The organism is Puia sp., assembly GCF_035546395.1.
Taxonomy (GTDB): domain Bacteria; phylum Bacteroidota; class Bacteroidia; order Chitinophagales; family Chitinophagaceae; genus Puia.
The window spans coordinates 161,390-177,120 of record NZ_DASZXR010000019.1 but is presented as its reverse complement, the minus strand read 5'-3'; the positions used below and the strand labels follow the sequence as shown (position 1 = coordinate 177,120).

Below are 15,731 nucleotides of genomic sequence, written 5' to 3'. Positions count from 1 at the left end.
TTTACAGCACTTTATGCCCCGCGCAGGTACACACCTTAATCTGGTTATACCAGGAACTAAGTTGTGTATTTGCTGATTGTCGTAGCATATTGCGTGCGCGTTTTGTTGCGATGGACAAAAATAAAATTCTTTTTCTTCTTTTTTCACAAAAAAAAGAAAAAAATTTTCGGCGGCCCTGTGGTCCGACCTGCTTAAGCGCGATTTAGGATCAACTTCTGGATCTTGTTGTGGAGGTCTTCGGGGCGGAAGGGTTTGGGCACGACCTCCATGAACCCTTTCTTCATGAGGTCGACCCGCATGTCTTCGTAGACGGCCGCGGTAAAGGCGATCGCCGGCACGGAAGGGTGTACCTTGCGAATCTCGGCGAGTGCGGTGATGCCGTCCATCTCGGGCATTTCCAGGTCGATCAATACGAGGTCGAAATTGCCGCGGCGGAACTTTTCAACGGCTTCGAGGCCGTTGACGGCCTCATGCACCTCGATGCCCCATTTGGTGAGGAATTTCCGCGCTACGCGCATATTGACAATATTATCTTCCGCGATGAGGACTCGCAGTTGGTTAAAGACGGGGAGGTGCTTCACCTTCTCGTCGTTGATATACATCTTGGCGTTCTCGTTGATCTCGAGTTCGATGGTGAAATAGAAGGTGCTGCCTTTCCCTTCCTCGCTGCGTACCTGCAGATCGCCGGAGAAAAGGCTCACCAGCTTCTTACTGATCGCCAGGCCCAGGCCCGTGCCGCCGTATTTCCGCGTCGTGTCTGTATCGGCCTGTGTAAAGCTGTCGAACACCTCCTGCTGCTTGTGCGCCGGGATTCCGATACCGGTATCCTGGACCATGAACTGGATCATGGACTTCTTGCTTGTAGAAGATATCTTTCTGGCGCCCAGCGTTATACCGCCGGTATGCGTGAACTTGATGGCGTTTGACAGAAGGTTGCTCAGCACCTGGTTGAGTCTTGTTTCGTCGGTCAGGTACTCCGCTTCGAGGTTCTCGTCGATGTCGACGAGGAACAACAGCCCCTTGCTATGCGCCTGCACCGAGAATTGGGTCTCGAGTTTGCGGAGGAAGGCCCGCATGTTGACGGGTACGTTCTCCAGCTCGAACCGGCCGGACTCTATCTTGTTGAAATCGAGAATCTCGTTGATCAGCACCATCATGTGCTCGGAGGAGATCTTGAGTATCTCGAGATGGGAGACCTGTTCGGGCAGATATTGTTCCTGCAGCAGCAGGTTGGATGCGCCGATGATGCCGTTCAGCGGGGTCCGCAGCTCGTGGCTCATATTGGACAGAAATCGGGACTTGGCCTTCGACGCCGTTTCGGCCTTTTGCTTGGCCTTCATCAGCTCGAACTGCGTCATCTTGATCTCCGAGATGTCGAGAATGCTGATCTTCCAGAAATGGCGGTTGTCATCAAAGAACGAGACCACATTCACGAATGCGAAGACGGTATTGTCCTTTTTGGAGGTGAGGGCCAGCTCACCCTGCCAGCTGTTTGCGCTTTCGCCGGCGGGCTTTTTCTCGATGTTACGGAACAGCTGTATATGTTCTTTTGTAAAGAGGCTGTCCATTGGTGCGCCGACGATGTTCCGTTTATCCTCGATCTCGAGCAGCTCGACCGCGCGATTATTGCAATCGGTGATGACCAGCGCCTCGGCGTCGAGAATGAATACGCCGTCGAGAGAGGTGTTATAGATGGTATCGACGAATTGCTTTTCCTTCATGATCGCTTCTTCGTTGTTGCGGTTGATCTTTACGATCGCAAAGGAGAAGAAAGTGGTCAGCAGGAGGGAAAGGCCCAGGTTGCTGTCGAAGAGCCGGTCGAACATGCCGGCGATATGTACCTGGTAGTGGTTCTCCGCCGGGCATATATAGTAGCAGAACGCCATGCAGGCGAGGGTGAGCGAGTAGGCAAAGACGAGTTCCCAGATGCTGCGGGTGAAGCTGATGATGAAGGTCATGATCAGGAAGTAAGGGAAGAAGAAAAGGTATTCCCCGGCCCGAAGACCTTCCATATAGTTCATTATTGCGAGGTAGAAGTTGAGATTCAGCACGGACAGGATCCGGGCCAGCTTGAACTGCCGTCGCAGGTTGAGGTGATAGGCAACGATAAAGAAATAGGCCGCCGTGAGATTGATCAGGGCGCTGATAAAGAGACCGAAACAGAAATAGGAGATGACGCAGACGAAGTGCGCGATGAGAATGAGGAGGATGAATTGGTTGAACCGGATCGTCTTTTTCCTTTTGGCAGGAGTATAGTCATCCCGTAGTCCGGAATAGACTATGTCTTCATAGAAGGATGAAAATACCGATACGATTGGGTTGCTCACAGGATGTCGCTTGCGCGAATAAGTGTTTCTCGCTAGCTCTTCTGTGAACGTCCGGAGGCAATATTTTATTATAGGCCTCGTTATTTATCCGACTCATACGTATGGAGAAGCCTTTATCCAATACAACTTTTACGTTTAGCGATGCTATCGACGGCAAGTATATAACCGATTTATATGCAGGAGATTATGTCATGATCGAAGAGACCTTCAACGATGTCCTCCGGGAGTATGACGAATTTGTCGATAGAATTATCACCACTTACCATGAGAGCGATATTGCCGGGCTGAAAAGTGCGGTGCATAAGATCAAACCCTTATTTGGGTTTGTCGGTTTGACGGCGCAGCAGGGTCAATGTCTGCAGTTTGAGAATGGATGCCTGGCGATGACGGTAGAGCAGCGGGCGGATGCTTTTGTTGCGCTGGAAAAGATGTTACGCGTGACGAAACCCATTATCGAAAGTGAGGGACGGCGGCTTGCGGAGTTCAATGCTTCGCAGCCTTGACGTGCCCGGGTTCGCTCTGCTGCCTTGGTTTCGGCATGCTGCGTTAGCGGCGGGATGCCTTTACGGCGGCGGTAAGCGCATTGAGGCCTTCGGCCAACTGTTGGCGCGTGGGCCAGCCGAAGCCCAACCGAATATAGTGGCGTGGCATCGCGAACCAGTGACCGGGCCCGACATAGGTCCCGTAGTCGGCCAGCAGGGACTTATAGAAGCGATCGATATCCACGGTCTGCGGAGCCTTCAGCCGTGGGAAGCCCACACAACCACCCCGGGGTTCCACCCATTCCCAATCTCCTTGTTGTTGCATCCAATGTTTCACCTGTTCGAATTTTGCCTGGATATCTGCGGCAATTCGGGGGAAATGGCGGTCGCGATGAAGGAGGAACCGCCAGGCCAGCTCTTCGTCGATGATTGGCCCGCAGATATGCATTTGTTCCTTTGCGGCGAGGAAGGTGCTATAAAGGGAACGATCGCGGCAGATGATCCAGCCAGTGCGGAGGCCGGGCAGGCCGTATGTTTTTGAGAGAGATGAGACGCTGATCATCCTTGGCGAGTATTCCGCCGCAAGTGGGAGTTGGGGACCGAAGACCATATCGCGATAGGTTTCATCGACCAGTACATAGAGGTTATGGGTTTCGGCGATGCCGGCCAGTTGTTTTAATTGTGTCTCTTCGAGGCAGGCGCCGGTGGGGTTATGCGGATGCGTCACCGAGATATAGCGAGTTTTTGGGGTGATCGCGCTTTTGACCTGGTCGATATCGAGGGCCCAGTTGTTTTCGAATTGCAGATCGATAAAGCGCATTGTGGCGCCGATGGCGCGGGGGGTCTCGATATTGGTGGCGTAGTTGGGGCGGACGACGATCAGCTCGTCGTCTTTTTCGAGGAGGCTGGTGGCGATGATGAAGAGGGCGCCGGCGGCGCCGATGGTGAGAAGGACGTCGGCGGGCTTTAGGTTCGCCGCATCTTTTACGATCAGGTGGCGAAGGCCTTCATGGCCTTCGTGCGATGCATAGCAAAGCAGGAGGCGACCGAGGTCGGCGCCTTCGGCGAATTCGTTCAGAAGGGCGTCGGTGTAGCTGCTTTCGGAGAGGTTATTGCGGATGGTGTCATACCCCATTTGCTCGGGGGATTCGACTTCGATGGGCATTCGCTTATATCGCATGAAAATTGTTTGTATTTTCAAGTTTATGAAAAATCCTCTACTTCTTGCCATTCTTTTGTTCTTTGCTGCCGGCGGCGCGCTGGCGCAGGCTGGTTCTGCGGCCCAGGCCGCGGCTGAAAAAGAGATCTTTGCGGCGATGAATGCCGCGACGGAGCAATGGAACAAGGGCGACCTGGACGCTTATATGACCTTATATGATCCTTCCGCGACCATGATGCTTTCGTCCGGCCGGGTGGGGCTTGACAGCATCCGCGGGATGTATATCAGATACTATTTCCCCGAAGGTCATCCCAAGCAGCAACTTGCCTATGACACCTATCAGCTGACGCTGCTGGGAAAGGACTATGCGCTGCTTACGGGCAGGTTCATTCTCAAGGCCAATGACAAGTATCCCGAGCGGAAGGGGACGTTCTCACTGACGATGGTGCGCCGGAGGGATGGGTGGAAGATATTGCATGATCATTCGGGTTAGAACAATCTCATCTGCTCTCCCGGGCGGCGAAACTGCGAGCAGTCCAGCTCCCAGCGTTCGGCGTTGAGGCCGTATTTTTCGGCGTAACGGGCGTATTGCTGGGCTACGAGCTGGGCATAGTTGCCTTCGCCGCGCATGCGGACGCCGAAGCGGCTGTCATTTACTTTGCCGTCATGGCTGGCTTCGATAAAGTGCCAAACTTTGTCGGCTCGGTCGGGGAAGCATTTGTAGAGCCAGTCGCGGAAGATGAGCTTGATGGCGCCGTTGAGCCGGATGAAGGTATAGGCCGAGAAGGTGGCTCCGGCTTCCGAGGCGGCCTTCATGATCCTTTGCATTTCGTGCTCGTTGAGACCGGGGATCATGGGGCCGAGCATGACGCCCGTGCGGACACCGGCCTCGCTGAGTTCGCGGATGGTGCGGAGGCGTTGTCGCGCTGTGGTGGTGCGGGGCTCCATCAGCTGGCGGAGTGACTCGTCGAGGGAGGTGATCGACACCAGCACCGACACGAGGTTCTTTGCGGCCATGTCGCGCAGGATGTCTTTATCCCGCAGGATTCCCGCGTTCTTGGTGATGATGCCGACGGGCTGGTTGAATTCGCGGCAGACCTCGATCAGCTGCCGGGTGATCCGGAACTTGCGTTCGGCAGGTTGATAGCAGTCGGTATTGCCGCTCAGCGAGATGGGGAGGCATTCCCATTTGGGATTCATCAGGAATTTGCGCAGCAGCTCCGGGGCGTTCTTTTTGACGATGATCTTCCGTTCGAAGTCGAGACCGGCGCTGTAGCCCCAGTATTCATGCGCGTTGCGTGCGTAACAGTAGGTGCAGCCGTGTTCGCAGCCCTGGTAGGGATTCATGCTGTACCACATTCCCACATCGGGGCTGTCGACCTTGTTGACGATGCCTTTGGCCTGATCTTCCAGATATTGGGTCTCGATATTCGGTTCGACCCAGTCGTCGATGCCCTCGATATGTTCTTTTACCCGTTCGTTCTTGAGGAACCGGTTCTTTGGATTGAACTGTGCGCCCCTTCCTTTCAGATAGGATAGGGGTTGTTGGATGTTTTCTTCTTCGTGATCCATGCTCTTCAGTTTGTAGCAGCCCCTTGCGGGCTTGTAGGGAAAATAGCCCGCGGGGTTGCTACGGTTTATGATGGGAGCCCTTCGTCGGACCTGCTTCGACACGGTCCTCCTCGGGCGCAACCTTCGCCCAGGGGCTCGGTTGTGGCCGTTGGCCCGTGGCCGTCCCTGCGATGTGCCTAGGCGAACAATTCTCCCTGCCTGGTCGAGACAGGCAGGTTTTGAAAGGCGAACCGTTCGGCGATCTGCCAGTTGCGGTCGCCCTGCCGCCGTTTCAACAGCAGCATACTGTCTGCGATGAACTTGCCTGCAAAGCTCTTATTGGAATACTCCAGCCAGCCTTTCTCGTATTGCCAGGGCAGCAGCTTTCGGGCGATGAGCATATTGGGCTCGTCGAGGAAATGCGGCTTGTTCTCTTTGTCCAGCTTCATCAGCCGTTGCACGTCTTTTATCTCCGTGACCAGTCCACGCACCGGCAACTTGCTGGTGACGTTGATAAAAATGCTGTGGGTGGGCAGGCTGCCGAAGTCTTTTAGCTCTACCTTGAAGGGGCAATAGCCCATGGCGATGGTCCGGAGACGCTGCAGGATGCGATCTTCCATCAGGGCCAGCTGCGTGAAGCGTACCAGGGTCACATGCGGCTTTCCCGTGAGTATCGGCGCCTGGTAGGTCTCCGAGAAGGCGTTCCGCAGCTGGAGGATGCGGGTTCGAAGCTCTTCGTGCGGATTGAGGATGAGCTGGTATTCGTTGATGGCGAGTTGCTTCTTATAGGTCTCATTGAGCGTTGCTGCAATGGGTTTGATGGCTTGTTTCATGATTGCTATTTAAAATTGTGGAGCGTTGCCTTCCGGCAGGAGCCGGAAGATGTTTACTGTTTTGCAGGCGTCGAAGGCATGTTCTCTTTTCAGGAGCACGAGCTGATCGACATGGAAGCTTTCGTGAAAATCGCGCCGAGAATATTCGGGCATCGCCTTGTTATATACCTGCTCGGTCAGGCCGCCGGCGATGGACAGGTAGGGGCGATCGATCAGGTTCGCCGGCGGACAGCCGCAGCTGCGGATGAAGTCGTCGATGGACCGCAGCTGCCGCATCAGTTCCTGGAAGGGTTCCGGATCCTGGACCCTCAAATAGATAGTTCCGGTGAATCGCTGAACGGACTCCGGCGGCCTGGTGGTGTGCGGGGGAAAGCCGCTGTAATTGTTGAGAGTGAGGTCGAAGCTGCTGTAGCGGTTGCAGATGCGCTGGATCCAGCGGATCAGGGTTTCCTCCATCGGCTCGCTCGCCTGGAAGGCCGCCACGGTGATGTGGGGGCGGTTGCGGACCGTCATCTGCAGACCATAGTCGGCGGAGAATTGCTGCTGCGCCTCCAGCAGCTTGTCCTGCAGGTCTCCGTAGGGATAAATAACCAACAGATATTCAGCTCTTCGCGATGCTTCGAGCTTGGGGGGTGAAGATGATTGTTTTACTAACCCGGTTTCCATAAAAAAGATTTTATACGATCAATAATTTAGCATAAATTTACTAAATTAGTTAGCATATATCAAAACATTTTTTTGTGGAATTAGAACAATATATGGAACGGGGCATCGATCTCAATGAACAACTGATGAGGAACAAGCCGGCCACTTTTTTGATGCGGGTGTGCGGCGATGCCATGACGGGGGCGGGTATTTTCAGCGGCGACGTGGTGATCGTCGACCGGAGTGCGAAAGCCGTGAACGGGAAGGTCGTCATCGCCAATCTCAACGGCGAGATGCTGATCCGCCGGCTCGAGAAGACCTTCAACAAGATCCGGCTGGTGCCGGAGACGCCCAGGCTCTCCCCTATCGATGTCGATCTTTCGGGCGCCGAATTTGCCATCTGGGGGGTGGTGACTTATGTAATTCACGCATTGTGACCGCCTTCGGCGGTCAAATACAAGGGGTGCGATAATTTTTTTTATATTTTAAAATATTGGCAGGGTTGGCTCGTCATCAATGATAGATGGAAGAATCACTGCCGATATCACCGGCTATGTCCTCACCGCCAGGAAAAAATATCGCGTCGGTCATTGGCCGTTTCGGCAAACGACTGATGGGCTTTATCCGCCAACGTGTCGGCAGTCAGGCCGATGCGGAGGATATTTTACAGGATGTGTGGTACCAGCTGACGACGACGGTAGATACGGAACCCATCGAACAGATCAGCGGCTGGCTGTTTGCCGTTGCCCGGAACAAAATCATCGACCGATACCGGAAGAAAAAGCCGGAATCGCTCGACCAGCTGTTCTCCGGCGATGGCGATGGAATGGACCTGAGCGGTATCCTGCTGGACAACAGCAAGAACGCGGAGACCGCCAACCTCAGGGCCTTGTTCTGGAGGACCCTGCAGGAGGCGCTCGACGAGTTGCCCGAAGAGCAGAAGGCCGTCTTTGTCTGGAACGAACTGGAAGATCTCTCCTTCAAAGACATTGCGAAACTGACAGGAGAGAACGTGAATACGCTGATCTCGCGAAAACGGTATGCCGTCCTTCATCTGCGGAACCGATTGCAAACACTGTACAACGAAATAATAGAACATTAAATGAGAAATATGAAACGTTTTCGAGCACGCAAGATCGCCGGCGTCATTTGCCTGGTGATCGCAGGCGTGATAGCATTTGGCATCATCGTGATGCTGCTTTGGAATGCACTGATGCCGGAGATATTCCATCTCCCGACGATCAGCTTCTGGCAAGCCCTGGGTCTCTTCCTGCTGGCCAAGATCCTTTTCAGCGGCTTTCGCGGCGGCGGTCCCAGGGGACGGATGAAGGACAAGCTCCGGGAGAAATGGATGACCATGACGCCGGAAGAAAGAGAAAAGTTCAAGCAGGACTGGGGTGGCCGCTGCGGGAGGGAGAGAGTATGATCACCGGCGTTCTTGATAGTGGAACGAGGCAGCTGAACGGCTGGATCGTCGACCAGCTGCGGCTGCAGCCTTATCAACACGTCCTGGAGATCGGGTTTGGGACGGGACGGCTGCTGGAAGAGGCCGCCGGCGTCCTGCGGATCGGATTTCTTGCCGGCGTGGAATCGTCGGCCTCCCTTTATCAGCAAGCCTACCGGCGGAACAGGAGATTTATCGCCCGCCAGCTGGTGCAGCTCCATCTTGGCGAGCTGGCCGATCTTCCCTATCCACCTCATTATTTTCATACGGTCTATAGCCATGCGGCGATGCCTTCCGGCAAGGATCGCATGATAGAGCTGCTTCGCCTGACCCGTTTGCTCCGAAGCGGGGGAAGACTGGTGCTTGTCTCCCGCCTCGCGCCCCATCGCAGGCCGATGGTCCAACGCCCGCAAAATGTCAATGACGAGCCGATGGCCGAACGAATGCAACAGGACTATATAGCCGCCGGGCTGCATCGCATTCATCTGGAGTATCGAGAAACCGCCTTTGGCGCCGCCATTGCGGCTATTGGCCTTACCGCCTGATTATCAACAAGATGCCCTTTATGCTATTTTTAACAAGCTGGGATTAAATCTTCCCACCCCATTCATATCTATATATACATGGATGTAAACAGCAACAAAACATCCGCCAACTAAAAATCTACAGATATGAAAAAGGTAATGATCTTCACCGCTGTCGCAGCCGCCAGTCTCCTCGCTACCAAAAGCTATTCACAGGTATATGTAAACGCGCACATCGGCTTTCGTATCCCCGGTCCGCGGGTGTATGTTGCACCGGCTCCTGTTTACACCGCTCCTGCTCCCGTATATGAGCAACCGGCCCCGGTCTATGACCAACCGGCTCCGGGTTATGACCAGGCCCCCGGCTATGGTGGCTACTATGCCGCTCCCGATGTTTGCGAGTCCGAGTATCCCGGCTATGTCTATTACGACTACCCGGCCTGGTACGGCCACTATCGTGACCGGGTCTACTTCCAGCACTATCGTCCCTGGTTCGAAAGAGATCACCGCGCCTATTTCCACGGCGGCCGGTTTGACCACACACGCTGGCAGCACGATCGTGGTTGGGGCAACGGACGGGGTCACTACGCTCGTCCCGGATATGGTCACGGCAGGTGGTAATACGCCCTAATGTATTGAAGGAAAGGGCCCTGAGGCCCTTTCCTTTTAGCAGGCATTCTTATTGCATTTCCAAACTTAAAATATGATTGTATGAAAACGAAACTCTTACTTATCGCTATGATCATCGCCGGTTCCATGGCCGTTCAATCGGCCAGCGCCCAGGTGCATGTAAGTGTCAACTTTGAAAGAAGCTACCCTGGTTATACCTACTATACTTACCCCAAATGGCATGGCCACTACCGGGACCGGGTATACTACGAACACTATCATCATCGCTTCGAAAGAGAACATCGCGCTTACTTCCGTGGCCGTCAGTTCGACCATGATCGGTACGAACGCGAGAACCACTGGCATGGTCGCTAGTCGCAGCCATTGACGACACTAGTCACTATCCTTAACAGGAGAGATCTTAACAAAAGCCGCACGACTGGGTGCGGGTAAGGGCGCATCAGCGCCCTTTATTGCTTTCCAGAGGATCTCATTGAACAGCGCATCGGGAACGCGGTCTTCGCGGGTAAGATCGATGTTGGACGATTTCCTCGACCACTCGTTCGACGCCGTATTCTTTTCCTCCAGATTGACATTGGCCGGCAAGGATTGGAACGGAGTCCCATCAGCCGTATTGGTAAAGCAGCGCCACATCGGCGTGGCTGCCGCATCATACTGGGACATCGGCGCAATGCCAAGGATCAGCTCCATCGTCCGAAGGACCGAAGTTGTCGAATAGGCCGTGTGATCGACGAAATGACGCCGGACCATTCCACCGGCCACATATACGGGACTCCGGTGTGCATCCACATGGTCCGGTCCGTTCTGCGCGTCGTCTTCGAGGATAAATACCACGCTCTCTTTCCAAACGGGGCTCTTGCTCAGATGTTCCAGGAACAGACCGACCGCGAGGTCATTGTCCGCGACATGCGCAAACGGAGTAAGTTTTCCTTTTTTCAATCCTTCGGTATGATCGTTGCCCAGTCTCACGGTGTTGAGACGAGGCAACGCCCCCGCCGCGACCAGCGAATCGAAATCCTGTTTCCACTGGGTTACCCGCGCGGTGTCGTAGAAGCCCAGGTCCCAACCTTTGTAATAGGGGCAGGTATGGCCAATCAGCACCGGGATATTGGGCTTCAGGGCATCGTCCGCAAACTCGCCATAGGTACGATAGGAGACCCCTGCGCGCTGGCAATGATCCCAGATATAACCGCCCTTGTTGTTGGCGATCGCCCGGTTGCCTTCCCCATCGTAGGATCCGCCACGGCCGCCGTAGCTGGTCACCCAATTCTTCTCCAGGTAGTCGTTCGCATAGCCGCCCATGGTCCAGCTATGCCCGTCCATACTGACTTCTGCGTCGACATAAAAGTTATCCAACAGGACAAATTCCCGTGCGATGGAATGCAGATTGGGCGTGATATGCTCGCCGAACAACACGAGGCTCGTGTCGCCGTTGCCTTCTTTCATGTCGCCCAACACCTGGTCATAGGTGCGATTCTCCTTAATGATATAAAAGACATATTTTATCGGGGAACTGTCGCCGACCTTCATGGGAATAGGATTGCCGGTTTCGCCTTTGGCCATCAGCTCACCGTCCTTTGTATAGGGTGTGTTCCGATATACCTGCGCCGAATAGTCACCGAGCGTCTTCTCATCCGGTTCGGGAATAATGCTCATGGCGCCTTTGAACAGACCCGCAATGTATTGTACGGGTTGGACCTTCTTCAGGTCGCCTTGCTGGTAATTCACTTCCTGGCGGCGGCCGACGGGGCTCGGACCGTTGGGATTGGCCAGGGAGGTCAACCCCTTTCCATTTGCGACCCAGATCTTTTTACCGATGACTTTTACGGCTGTCGGGTACCAGCCGACGGGGATAAATCCTTTGGAATGCGCCGAGCCGGGTTCGTGAACATCGAAAACGGCGACGCAGTTGTTGTCCGCATTGGCAACATACAGGGTCTTATCGTCTCCCGACAGGGCCAGCGCATTGGTGGTAGACCCGGGAGGCGCGTCCGGATAAAGGGCTGCATTCAAGGTTTCCACCACTTTGCGATTGCGGATATCGATCACCGACACGGAATTGTCGTTTGCATTGGCCACAAAGAGCCAGCGATCGTCCTTCGACGCGCAGATATCATTGGGATTATCGCCAACCGGGATCCCGGCGGTAATGGTGCGCTTTTCGGTATCGAAGACGAGCAGCTTGTCACATCCCCAGCAAGTGATGTAGAGCTCCTTGCGACTTTTCGAAAGCCGGCAGGTATAGCCTTCGCCGCCGAGGTCGAACCGCTGAACTACCGCGCGGGTCGCGAGATCGGCGATATAAAGGGAGTTATTCTCCTTGGTCACTACATACAGCAGGCCCCGTTTGTCGTCGATGTCGAGGCCCGCGGGAGATATCTTTTCGGGCCATTTCTTACCCAAAACGATACTGTCTTTCAATATGAGGCCCGGATGACCGGCCGAGGGGTGCGGGTTGACGGCATAGCGGAGGATCATATTGTCGTTACCGCCCGAGGCGTAGATCCATTTATCGTCCGCGCTGAACCGGAGACCCAGCCAGGATTTTTGAATGATCACGGTGTCCAGCACTTTCTCATTGACGACATCGATCAACTGAAGCGTTTGGGTGCTTTGCCCGTTGTTGGTCACCGCCAGATATTTGCCACTGGCCGACACGGCGATATTGAGCGGAAGATCGCCCAATGGCAGGCTGTGACCCGCGGGTGTGAGGGACCAGCCGTTGGGCAATACGACTTTTTTTACATCTGTCTGGGCAAAGGCGGAAATGGAGAGACTAAGTGCCAATAGGCCGGCGGCGAGTTTTTTCATACGGAATAAAATTATCGTGTTATCGGGATCGGGCGAGGGCGCCCGCCAAAATTAATGTTTTTATAATGGGAACAGCCTTTCCGCCGCTTCCACTGCTTCGGGTTTTCCGACGTCGATGAATTTCGAATCGCTGTGATCGAAGCCACGAATGATGTGGGCAGCAGCCAGATCGAGGTACATATCGACCGTCGAGAATTTCCCTTCCCGGGTGATCAGCGGAAAGATCGCCGGATCGATAACGTGAATGCCGCTGAAAGCCTTCTGGATCAGGGGGCCATTGGCGGGTCGCGCAGGCCGTTCCTGTCCCGTCTGGACGTTACGCCAGCCACAAAGTTCGTCCTTGTCGTTGAAGAGAAAATACCGCGAGGTGCTGCGACCGGTGACCGCCAGGGTGACCAGGGGGCGGTGTTGGAGATGATCTTCGATCATAGCGGACAGAGGCATATCTGTCAGGATGTCCACATTGAGCAGCACAAAGGCGCCGTCCTCCAGCAGGGGCCGGGCCTTTTTCAGTCCGCCGCCGGTCTCGAGGACCTGCGAGGTCTCATCGCTGATGACATAACGGCTGCCCCAGCCTTTGTTGTCCTTCAAGGCGCCGATGATCTGGTCTGCGAAATGATGGACGTTGATAACGAGATCGGAGATGCCATGATGCTGGAGGTATTCGATATTGCGTTGCAGCAGCGACTTGCCGTTGACGGTAGCCAGGGCCTTGGGATGGTGGTCTGTCCAGGGCTTGAACCGGGTACCGAGGCCTGCGGCCAGGATCATGGCTTTGCGGACCGGGGCTGATGCGGTGATATTCATGCCTCAAAGATAGCAGTCTGTGCGAAGGTTAAAGCACGATGTTCTGCAAGATGGGGCTTTTTTGCGGGTAATCCGTATTGTAATGCAGGCCCCGGCTCTCCCGCCGGAACGAGGCTTCTTTTACGATCAGGTAGCCGACCGTTATCAGGTTGCGTACTTCGCAGAGCTGCGGCGACACGGTGGTCGACTCGTACAGCGTCTCTATTTCTTCATGCAGCAGATCGAGCCGTTTCATCGCCCGTTGCAAGCGGGTGTGGGTGCGGACGATACCGACATAGTCGCTCATCAGCTGCTGCAATTCCTTGCCGCTCTGTGTGATGAGGATCATTTCTTCGGGTTCCGTGGTTCCCTCGGCGTTCCAATCCGGGATGCCTTCCTTGAAATCGAGGACGTCGATCAGCTCGACGCTATCCAGGTAGCAGCGATGCGCAAAGACCAGCGCCTCCAGCAGTGAGTTGCTGGCCAGGCGATTGGCCCCGTGGAGTCCCGTCGAGGAACATTCGCCGCAGGCGTACAGGTGATTGATCGAGGTGCGGCCCCATTCATCGACCTTAATTCCGCCGCAGCTGTAGTGGGCGGCCGGCGCCACGGGGATCATCTGCGTTGCCACGTCGATGCCGATCGATTTGCATTTGGCATAGATGTTCGGGAAGTGTTCGATGAATTTTTCGATATCCATATGCCGGCAATCGAGATAGACGTGTTCGGTGCCGGTCCGTTTCATTTCGCTGTCGATGGCCCGGGCCACGATATCGCGGGGGGCGAGGTCTCTCCGTTCATCATACCGTTCCATAAAGGCTTCTTCCTTTGCGTTGCGCAGGATGCCGCCGTCACCGCGAACGGCCTCGGTGATGAGGAAGGAAGGGCTGACGCCGGCTTCGAAAAGGGCGGTGGGATGGAACTGGATGAACTCCATGTTCTCGATGCGGCCCTTGGCGCGGTAGACCATCGCCACGCCGTCACCGGTGGCGATCTTCGGATTGGTCGTCGTCCGGTAAGCCTGGCCGTTACCCCCGGTTGCCAACAAAGTGATCTTCGAGAGGATGCGGACGATCTTATTGGTATGCTGATCGAGTGCGTATACGCCGTAACATTCGATGTCGGGTGTCGACTTGGTGACGAGATAGCCCAGGTGGTGTTGGGTGATGAGGTCGAGAACGAACCAGTGTTTATGGACCTCGATGTTCTTTTGTTTGCCGATGGTCTCGAGCAGGGCCCTTTCTATTTCCTTACCGGTGACGTCCTTGTGATGGAGGATGCGAAACTCCGAGTGCCCGCCTTCGCGGCCCAGTTTATAGTCTCCTTCCGAGTCTTTGTCAAACCGGGTCCCCCAGTCGACGATCTCCTGTATCCTTGCCGGCCCTTCCTTTACGACGATCTCTACCGTTACGGGGTTGCAGAGCCCGTCGCCGGCCACAAGGGTATCCTGAATATGCTTTTCGTAGCTGTCGTGTTCGAAGTCGGTCACGCCGGCGATGCCGCCCTGCGCGTATTTGGTATTGGTCTCGTCGATCCGGGTCTTTGTGATGACAAGGACCCGCTTGTCGGGGAAGCGTTGGGCCACTTTCAGCGCATAGCTGAGGCCGGCGATACCGGAGCCGATAACCAGGAAATCTGTTTGTTCCATACTGGTGAAATGTGCCTTTTAGACGGACTGCTTATCCGCCGAATTTGCAAAGTTAGGACGGTTTCCGCTTTCACCGGCAACAAATATTTTCTAATATTCTATCGTATATTCAAACTGCTCGGGGTGATCCAGCGCGTCGATGATATTATATTTCAACGAGACGGTCTTCTTATCCTCCGACAATTTTGCCGTGGGGTTGGAGACTTTCTTTACCGGGCGGGGCAGGGTGATGTTCGTCGTATAGTTGATCTCCATTCCCATCTGCGAAGCCTGCTTCATCTGGGCCATCTGGGGATTGTCGGTCAGGGCCTTCCATTTTTCGCGGTCTACCTTCCTGGACATCAGCCCGTCTTTGGCGACGTAGGTATAGATGCCCGTGAACTGGCTTAGATCGGGGCTTGCGCCGCCGCCTTCCTCGCCTCCACCCAGATTGCCGAAGAGCTTTGCGTTTCCCAGCGAGGAGCCATCCCCGATCACGGTGTACAGCTTCTGAAGATTCTCCTGGCTGGTGTAGGGAAAGATCATGCGGGTCTTGAGGATCTTCTTATCCATGTCCAATTGGATATGGACCTTGCCCGGCCGCAATAGGGCCTTCTTTTCGGCGGTGAGGGCGCTGCTGGTGTCGACGACATCTTTCAGGTTGACCGTAGTATCCATCGTCACGATCCCTTTCTTGGCCATCTCTTCCTTGCCCATATAGGTTTGCAGGATATCGACCATCTGGCTTGCGTCCATGTCTTCAACCAGCTGCCCGCTGCCGTCGTTTCGGACCTCTACATTCTCATCGATATCGAGACAGCCTGTGAAACAAAAGGCCAGGGCCAGGGGCAGGAGTATCTTTACCATCTTCATTGTTATCGCTGTTTGTTGTTAAAGCAGGCAAATTAGGTG

At 54.8% G+C, this 15,731-nt stretch carries 17 protein-coding genes; 8 read left to right on the top strand and 9 right to left on the bottom strand.

Annotated features, from left to right (window positions below; translation table 11 throughout):
* Positions 1-191 precede the first annotated feature (191 nt).
* Positions 192-2,327, bottom strand: coding sequence for a hybrid sensor histidine kinase/response regulator (locus VHE34_RS27060; RefSeq protein WP_325593871.1), 2,136 nt, complete (start codon positions 2,325-2,327; stop codon positions 192-194).
* A 101-nt stretch (positions 2,328-2,428) separates the two neighbouring features.
* Between VHE34_RS27060 and VHE34_RS27055 the strand changes: the two genes are divergently transcribed.
* Positions 2,429-2,830 (top strand): Hpt domain-containing protein, encoded by a 402-nt coding sequence (locus VHE34_RS27055; protein WP_325593869.1) that lies wholly within the window; start codon positions 2,429-2,431, stop codon positions 2,828-2,830.
* Positions 2,831-2,873: 43 nt separating this feature from the next.
* Here the strand turns inward: VHE34_RS27055 and VHE34_RS27050 are convergent, their stop codons facing one another.
* Positions 2,874-3,989 (bottom strand): pyridoxal phosphate-dependent aminotransferase, encoded by a 1,116-nt coding sequence (locus VHE34_RS27050; RefSeq protein ID WP_325593867.1) that lies wholly within the window; start codon positions 3,987-3,989, stop codon positions 2,874-2,876.
* Positions 3,990-4,014: 25 nt separating this feature from the next.
* Between VHE34_RS27050 and VHE34_RS27045 the strand changes: the two genes are divergently transcribed.
* A complete protein-coding gene (locus VHE34_RS27045) occupies positions 4,015-4,461 on the top strand; it encodes a nuclear transport factor 2 family protein (RefSeq protein ID WP_325593865.1) in 447 nt (148 codons plus the stop codon).
* Here the strand turns inward: VHE34_RS27045 and VHE34_RS27040 are convergent.
* The 3 genes from VHE34_RS27040 to VHE34_RS27030 form a co-directional block, all read right to left on the bottom strand.
* Positions 4,458-5,540, bottom strand: a complete 1,083-nt coding sequence (locus tag VHE34_RS27040) for a PA0069 family radical SAM protein (RefSeq protein WP_325593862.1) — start codon at positions 5,538-5,540, stop codon at positions 4,458-4,460. The two genes, VHE34_RS27045 and VHE34_RS27040, sit on opposite strands and share 4 nt — an antisense overlap.
* 176 nt (positions 5,541-5,716) lie before the next feature.
* A complete protein-coding gene (locus VHE34_RS27035) occupies positions 5,717-6,352 on the bottom strand; it encodes a 2'-5' RNA ligase family protein (RefSeq protein ID WP_325593860.1) in 636 nt (211 codons plus the stop codon).
* 9 nt (positions 6,353-6,361) lie between these two features.
* Positions 6,362-7,018, bottom strand: coding sequence for a 2'-5' RNA ligase family protein (locus VHE34_RS27030; protein WP_325593858.1), 657 nt, complete (start codon positions 7,016-7,018; stop codon positions 6,362-6,364).
* 74 nt (positions 7,019-7,092) lie between these two features.
* On the opposite strand from VHE34_RS27030, the gene VHE34_RS27025 reads away from it, so the two are divergent.
* The 6 genes from VHE34_RS27025 (at position 7,093) to VHE34_RS27000 (ending at position 9,949) form a co-directional block, all read left to right on the top strand.
* Positions 7,093-7,434 carry a translesion error-prone DNA polymerase V autoproteolytic subunit gene (locus VHE34_RS27025; RefSeq protein WP_325593856.1) on the top strand — a complete coding sequence of 114 codons (342 nt, stop codon included), beginning with the start codon at positions 7,093-7,095 and terminating at the stop codon, positions 7,432-7,434.
* 116 nt (positions 7,435-7,550) lie between these two features.
* Positions 7,551-8,099, top strand: a complete 549-nt coding sequence (locus VHE34_RS27020; protein WP_325593854.1) for a sigma-70 family RNA polymerase sigma factor — start codon at positions 7,551-7,553, stop codon at positions 8,097-8,099.
* Positions 8,100-8,108: 9 nt separating this feature from the next.
* Positions 8,109-8,423, top strand: coding sequence for a hypothetical protein (locus tag VHE34_RS27015; protein WP_325593852.1), 315 nt, complete (start codon positions 8,109-8,111; stop codon positions 8,421-8,423).
* Positions 8,345-8,986, top strand: a complete 642-nt coding sequence (locus VHE34_RS27010) for a class I SAM-dependent methyltransferase (protein WP_325593850.1) — start codon at positions 8,345-8,347, stop codon at positions 8,984-8,986. The genes VHE34_RS27015 and VHE34_RS27010 overlap by 79 nt, the downstream gene beginning before the upstream one ends.
* 126 nt (positions 8,987-9,112) lie before the next feature.
* Positions 9,113-9,586 carry a hypothetical protein gene (locus tag VHE34_RS27005; protein WP_325593848.1) on the top strand — a complete coding sequence of 158 codons (474 nt, stop codon included), beginning with the start codon at positions 9,113-9,115 and terminating at the stop codon, positions 9,584-9,586.
* 90 nt (positions 9,587-9,676) lie between these two features.
* Positions 9,677-9,949: a hypothetical protein gene (locus VHE34_RS27000; RefSeq protein ID WP_325593846.1), complete on the top strand. Its 273-nt coding sequence runs from the start codon at positions 9,677-9,679 to the stop codon at positions 9,947-9,949.
* 18 nt (positions 9,950-9,967) lie between these two features.
* Here the strand turns inward: VHE34_RS27000 and VHE34_RS26995 are convergent, their stop codons facing one another.
* From VHE34_RS26995 to VHE34_RS26980, 4 genes are all read right to left on the bottom strand, one after another.
* A complete protein-coding gene (locus VHE34_RS26995; RefSeq protein ID WP_325593844.1) occupies positions 9,968-12,406 on the bottom strand; it encodes an alkaline phosphatase family protein in 2,439 nt (812 codons plus the stop codon).
* Positions 12,407-12,466: 60 nt separating this feature from the next.
* The gene (locus VHE34_RS26990) at positions 12,467-13,213 is read right to left on the bottom strand and encodes a nucleotidyltransferase family protein (RefSeq protein ID WP_325593842.1); all 747 of its coding nucleotides are present in this window, start codon (positions 13,211-13,213) and stop codon (positions 12,467-12,469) included.
* Positions 13,214-13,241: 28 nt separating this feature from the next.
* Complete coding sequence (gene nadB, locus VHE34_RS26985) at positions 13,242-14,840, bottom strand: L-aspartate oxidase (RefSeq protein ID WP_325593840.1); 1,599 nt, start codon at positions 14,838-14,840, stop codon at positions 13,242-13,244.
* 90 nt (positions 14,841-14,930) lie between these two features.
* On the bottom strand, positions 14,931-15,686 hold the full coding sequence (locus VHE34_RS26980) for a hypothetical protein (protein ID WP_325593838.1): 756 nt from the start codon (positions 15,684-15,686) through the stop codon (positions 14,931-14,933).
* Between the last annotated feature and the right edge of the window lie 45 nt (positions 15,687-15,731).